The organism is Candidatus Cloacimonadota bacterium (assembly GCA_011372345.1).
GTDB lineage: Bacteria > Cloacimonadota > Cloacimonadia > Cloacimonadales > TCS61 > DRTC01.
Genome location: DRTC01000011.1, coordinates 1 through 5,080, shown reverse-complemented (window position 1 = coordinate 5,080; position 5,080 = coordinate 1). Strand labels below are relative to the sequence as shown.

5 protein-coding genes are annotated in these 5,080 nt (G+C 34.9%); all 5 read left to right on the top strand.

The genetic code is table 11. The annotated features are described in order from the left end of the window. Positions 1–1,089, top strand: a 1,089-nt coding sequence (locus ENL20_00195) for a hypothetical protein (protein ID HHE36981.1), incomplete at its 5' end; no start/stop codon positions are given. A gap of 35 nt (positions 1,090–1,124) precedes the next feature. Beyond that, positions 1,125–1,892 (top strand): glycosyltransferase family 2 protein, encoded by a 768-nt coding sequence (locus ENL20_00190; protein HHE36980.1) that lies wholly within the window; start codon positions 1,125–1,127, stop codon positions 1,890–1,892. A gap of 234 nt (positions 1,893–2,126) precedes the next feature. Continuing rightward, positions 2,127–3,095, top strand: coding sequence for a glycosyltransferase family 9 protein (locus ENL20_00185; GenBank protein ID HHE36979.1), 969 nt, complete (start codon positions 2,127–2,129; stop codon positions 3,093–3,095). After that, positions 3,092–4,201, top strand: a complete 1,110-nt coding sequence (locus tag ENL20_00180) for a CDP-glycerol glycerophosphotransferase (protein HHE36978.1) — start codon at positions 3,092–3,094, stop codon at positions 4,199–4,201. Before ENL20_00185 ends, ENL20_00180 begins: the two co-directional genes overlap by 4 nt. 90 nt (positions 4,202–4,291) lie before the next feature. Continuing rightward, positions 4,292–5,080: inositol-3-phosphate synthase (locus ENL20_00175; protein ID HHE36977.1), on the top strand; the 789-nt coding region annotated here is incomplete at its 3' end.

Below are 5,080 nucleotides of genomic sequence, written 5' to 3'. Positions count from 1 at the left end.
TCAGTTAAAAACATCCTCATGATTCAGGACTCTTCCCCCTGCATCAGGACTATAAAAATCGCTTCAGCCTTGCAGTCAAAAGGATTGAATATTCATCTATCTCATCGTGAAAAAACTCCGGATGAAGTTTATGGTTATGGAAATTCGATATTTGATTCGATCACACTATTACCTAAAAGCAAGTTCAAAGAGATAAAAATCATAAAAGAAATAATTGTCTCGAAAAATATAGATTTAATCCATTTTCATAATCAGCCCGACAGATTAGGAGCCAAACTGATAAAAGCAAATTTATCTGTTCCAGTAATTTACGATCAGCACGATTTTATGTCTTTTAAACATCATTTATCAAAGAGAGACAAAAATTATGAAAGAACCTGTAATGAAAGCGCTGATGGGGCTGTTTACATTACGAATTCATACAAAAATGAAGTAGAGAAGTTTTATTCGTTAATTGATAATAGCTTAAGTTTTGCTAATTATTTTCCCTCAGAAAGCACTCTAAATCCTGAAGATTTTTCGCCAAAACTTTCTAAACAGGATAGGAAAACCCATCTCGTTTATATAGGTAGAATTTCCGAACATAGAACAGATCACAGGAATATAATTAAAATTTTAAAGAAACTATCTGAAAAGGGATTTATGCTTCACATTTATCCCTCAAGAAATAAAAAATATCGGAATTATCGAAAGATTAAAAATTTGATTATTCATGAAAAACTGCCCTATAAAAAACTGCTTCAAGAAATTTCTCAATATGATTTCGGTATAACTGTTTTCAATAATGATGTTGCCCCAAAACTGCCCCATATCAGGTTTGCTTTCGGAAATAAAACTTATGATTACATTTGTGCGGGAGTTCCGGTTCTTACTCAAGATTGTCTCGATGAAGTTAAGAATTTCACTCTCTCGAATAATTTTGGTTTTATTTTGGAACAGCATGAAAATTATCAAAATATATCACGGAAAAATTATTCTCAAATTGTAGAAAATATTTTAGAAAATAGAAATTCGTACTCTATGGAAAATCAAATTCAAAGAATGATCGATTTTTATAATAACACAATTAAAAAGAAAAATGATGAGTAAATTATTTACGGTTTTTGTAGCTTAGGATATTAATCATGCGAAAAAACAAGATTTCAGCCTTCATTCCTGTACAGGATGTCGAGGATATTATCGAGGATTGCCTCAAGTCGATAACCTGGGTCGATGAGATTTTTATTGTAGATGCTTTCAGCAAAGATAGAACAGTTGAGATTTGCCGGAAATTTCCTAATGTGAAGATCGTTCAGCACGAGTATGAAAATTCCGGTGCACAACGAACCTGGGGGATGCCAAAGGTTTCAAATGAATGGGTTCTGATCATCGATTCGGACGAAAGATGCACTCCTGAATTACAAGCGGAGATCGAAAAAATCCTTGCAATGGAAGAGATTCCTTTCGACGGATATTTGGTTTACCTGAAGACGAAATTTTGGGGAAAGATTCAGAATCACGATCGTCATCTCGGCTATCAGGGAATGCGTTTGGTGAGAAAAGAATCATACAAAGAATATACCTTACGAAGTGTTCATTCGACACTCGACATTAAAAATCGATCAAAAATTAAAAATAAAAATGCTTATATAATTCATATTCCGATTCGAGATTTTACATCTCATTGGAATAAAATGGTTCGTTACGCAACCTGGCAAGCAAACGATATGTTTCAAAAAGGAAAAAAAGCAAATCTGTTTCATTTCATTTTCAGACCTTCTTATAAATTTATTCATCATTATTTTTTTAGACTGGGATTTTTAGATGGAATTCGGGGTTTGATCCTTTGCTGGATTGCGTCCATTTCTGTGTTTATGAAGTATTATAAATTATTTATAATGAGAAATAAATGAGTTCACTCTAAAAGGGTGTGATTAGAAATATGTTAGAAAATTCATCAAACATTTGGAAACCGATCCCAGTTAAATGAATAAAGATTTAACGGGACAGGTGAATCGGTTACAATTTGCTATCTTCTTATTAACCGCCAACTTTTTAACCTGTGAAATCCGTAGGATATTTCACCGGGAACGGTTTCTCTTTATATTTATATTAATTTAACATTAAACAATATGAAAAGAATTCTCTTGATCCAACACGGTGCGATCGGCGATGTCCTGATGTGCACTCCAGCAGTTCGAGCTTTAAGGAAACATTTACCGGAAGCCGAAATAACTTTTCTTGTTGGAAATAAAGCATTTGACGCAGTTCGGCACAATCCCAACATCGACAAATTCATTGTCCCGAATTTGCAGATGCAATTCCTCAAATACTTGATTTATCTTTTCAGGTTTGTTTTTTCCAGATATGATATTGTGATAGATTTTCAACAGAATCCGAGATCTGCATTGATCACTTTTTTGACTTTTGCCAAAAAAAGAATTTCTTTCACAGAAAAGCACAGGAATTATGCTTATAACATTAAGATCGGACCAGTCGATACTCAAATTTATGCAGCTATAAATAAATTGAAATTGCTTAAACCGCTTGGTATTAATGAGTCTGATGATTCCCTGCCCGAATTATTCATAACCGATAAAGAGAGAAAATGGGCAAAAGAATTATGGAATGATCTCAATTTTCAAAAACAAGATTTGATAATCGCTCTTTCGCCTGTAAGCATCAAATCTTATCGTTTATGGGATCTGGAATATTTTGCTCAAATCTGCGATTTTCTAATCGACAAATATCAGGCAAAGATCGTGTTCACGTGGGGTCCCGGAGAATTTCACATCATAAAAATTATTCAACATAATATGAAAAATAAAATCGAGATCAACTACAAAATTTCCAGCATCAAACAACTGAAAGCTATCTTTGAGAGATCATCTCTTTTTCTCGGAAATGATAATGGTCCAAGACATATTGCCATCACATGCGGAATTCCAACTATCGGGATTTTTAGTCATGTTCATGCTTCTCACTGGACTCCGCCGGGAATGGAAAAACATCTGGCGATTTCACCAGAAATTCCGGGAATCAAAAATCTAAAATTTGAAGCCGCGATCGAAAAAATTGAAAAATTTATGGAAAAATTTTACAGGACCGGAAGATGAAAAAAATAAAACTTCTATTCCGTATCGGATATGCCTATCACAAAGCTGCGTTCGATCCTATTATTGAATATTTGATGAATGACGATAAGTATGATATCTGGTTCTCTCTTGATATGGAAAAGAAAAAGTATCTCATTTTTGATCTACCATTCCGCAACAAAATTATCGATGAATGGGAAAAACTCGGTTACAGATTTACAAAAGAAACAAGAGGTTTTGATATCGTAATATCCGGTGATACTCTACGAAATTCCAAAGATTACGGAAAAATAATGCTCATCTTCCTGAACCACGGAACAGGCATTAAAAATATTCTTTATCGAAATTTGGCAGAAGTTCCGAACGATAAATATTTAATTTTTGTCGAAGGACAACACAGGGTCGATTCGTTAAAGAATTCTCCGTCTTTAGGAAAAAATGAAGTGCATCTTATCGGGCTTCCAAAACTGGATTTTTATTTTCAGGGAAGATTCGATGATAAGTCCGGACTTCTTAAAAAATGGAATTTAGATCCTAATAAAAAAACGGTTCTCTTTGCCCCGACATACAAACCGACCTGTATGTATGAAGTCAAAAATGATATTTTCGAGCAGACAATAAACTACAATCTGATCATCAAACTGCATCCATATAGTTGGATGGGGAAATATGCTCCTCACAAACAACATCGCATTTATGAACGCAGAATTAAGAAATATCCTCACGCTGTCCTATTACCGTTTACAGAGCTGAATATCGTTCCTTATTATGCTCTTGCAGATACGATTATTAGTGAAGCATCCAGCACGGTTTTTGACTTTCTGGCATTCAAAAAGCATGGGATTATTTTCGATCTGCAATGTGATAAATTAACTCATTCCGATGGTGAAGCTCTTCTGGAGATTGATAATCGCGAATTTCTTAAAGGAGCTTTTGTTCATATAGATTCGGGGAAACAGATCAAGCAGGCAATAGAACAGAGCATCAGTCCAACAAAAGAAATGATCGAGCAAGCAGATAAATACCGGAAAAGGTATTTTTATAAATTAGATGGCAAAGCAACCGAAAGATTCGTTCAGAAAATGGAAGAACTCTTTTATGAGGACGGTCATGAGAATACTCCATAATTCGAATAATATGTTTAATTAAAATTGACGTACAATTCCATCTTAAAAAATGTGAATTGTTAAATGAAAAATTTATTAGGAGATGACATAATGAAAATCAAAGAAAAATCATCAAAATTAGGTGTATTAATTCCTGGACTCGGTGCAATCGGCACAACTTTTATTGCTGGGCTGGAACTTATAAAAAGAGAGTATGCTAAACCAATTGGCAGTCTGACGCAGATGGGCACAATTCGTTTAGGAAAAAGAACAGAAAATAGATCGCCATTGATAAAAGATTTTCTTCCACTTGCCAAAATTGAAGATCTCGTCATTGCTGGCTGGGATATCTTCGAAGATTCTGCTTATGAATCTGCAAAAAATGCGCAAGTGCTCAGCATGGAGCATATCGAGCTCGTAAAAGATGAACTTCAAAAGATCAAGCCGATGAAGGCAGTCTTTGATAAAAAATATGTGAAAAAACTGGATGGGCCAAATGTAAAACATGGTGAGAACAAGATGCAGCTAGCACAAATGCTTATGGATGACATTGAAAATTTTAAAAAGAAAAATGACCTCACGGAAGTTATCATGATCTGGTGTGCTTCTACTGAAATTTATATTGAAGAACAGGAAGTACATCGATCACTGGCAAATTTTGAAAGGGGTTTGAAAGAAAATCACGAAGCTATCTCTCCTAGTATGATCTATGCGTATGCTGCACTGAAAATGGGAATTCCTTTTGCCAATGGAGCTCCTAATTTAACCGTTGATATCCCAGCGATCTGGAAACTGGCACAGCTCAAAAACCTACCTATTGCCGGCAAGGACTTCAAGACCGGTCAGACGCTCATGAAAACCATCATCGCTCCTGGTCTAAGAGCCCGTGTTCTCGGTATC

Excerpts from the sequence above, each read along its gene's own strand:
- ENL20_00190 (HHE36980.1), top strand. The coding sequence starts at position 1,125 with ATGCGAAAAAACAAGATTTCAGCCTTCATTCCTGTACAGGATGTCGAG.
- ENL20_00180 (HHE36978.1), top strand. The coding sequence starts at position 3,092 with ATGAAAAAAATAAAACTTCTATTCCGTATCGGATATGCCTATCACAAA.